Below are 1,171 nucleotides of genomic sequence, written 5' to 3' on the forward strand. Positions count from 1 at the left end.
AAAAAAATGCTTACAGGGTTTAAGAAGCTGATTTATGTCTCGGGCAACAAAGATGCAGCGAAAGTTTCAGTGGGGAAAGGGAGCTATCGCATCCACGGTGCTTATGTTGCCAATTTTCATCAGCAAGGGCACAGACGTAAAGCAAACAAAGATAACACGCCAACTGGGCGTGAAACGCCGCTCAGTGACACTGAAATGTGTACAAAGGGACAGGCGAAAGCGTTACGAAATATTGGTTATGAAGTGTATGCAAGGCGAATTAACCCGAAAGCGAAAAGAGGTTCCAAGCGAGTCCCAACCATTAAATGGATGACTCAAAACCTAACTCAGTACGAAGTTAAAGGAGCATTTAAGAAACTAAGGGAGCTAGGACTGGTTCGGATAAAAAGCAGTTGGGAGATTGTTGTCCCTCCTCGTAAGTTCCTAGGAGCGACAAGGCAAAGCTTAAGAAAGGCATGGACAAGAGCTTTTCAAGGCATTGACTACGGTTGGAAGGTTCAACCTAAACACCTAAGAAGAGGATAAATACTCATGGCATGGCCTACCGTCATTATTAATATTCTAAACATGATGCGCGGACCAATCCCGGGCGTTGAATTTCATTTTCTGTTTGTTGTGTTTGGCACTGTTTCGGGCACTGAGCGCAACTTGATCATGGTGGACAACACCACGGATTTTGCAGACAGCACGTTTGATAACATCGCTCCTGCACACATGCTCACATTGAAAGCAGCCCAATTGAATGGGAAGCAGAATTGGACGGCAGGTGTGATGGTTTTAGACCTTGCTGACAGTTGGCAAGCCGCCGTACTTAAAGCCAATGAAACGTCAAGTTTTGAAGCGGTTGTGTTGGATAAAACGGAGACCGGTACATCGATTCTTGAAGAGGCAGTCGCTTTCCGTACTGAACTAAAAGCCAAGTTAGGTCGTGAAGTATTCATGATTTGCACGTTACCGGGTATCAATAATGATCCGATAACAGGGGAAAGCTGGGCGCAATGGCTTGCGGCAACAGTGGCTATACCAACAAGCATCGCAAGTGAGTACGTCACTGTTGTTCCTCAAGTTCATAAAGATAACTCAACAGTCGGTATCTATGCAGGGCGGCTGGCAAACCAAGAAGTATCTATCGCGGATTCCCCTGCGCGAGTCAAAACAGGCAGTGTTCTAG

The 1,171-nt window shown here is 45.9% G+C and carries 2 protein-coding genes; both read left to right on the forward strand.

Going from position 1 to position 1,171, the window contains the following annotated elements:
• Positions 1–525, forward strand: a 525-nt coding sequence (locus tag BCT81_RS29095) for a phage virion morphogenesis protein (protein WP_102422988.1), incomplete at its 5' end; no start/stop codon positions are given.
• Positions 526–531: 6 nt separating this feature from the next.
• Positions 532–1,171, forward strand: a 640-nt coding sequence (locus tag BCT81_RS00775) for a DUF2586 family protein (protein WP_133152472.1), incomplete at its 3' end; no start/stop codon positions are given.

It is taken from the genome of Vibrio sp. 10N.261.52.A1, assembly GCF_002876325.1.
Lineage (GTDB): Bacteria > Pseudomonadota > Gammaproteobacteria > Enterobacterales > Vibrionaceae > Vibrio > Vibrio chagasii.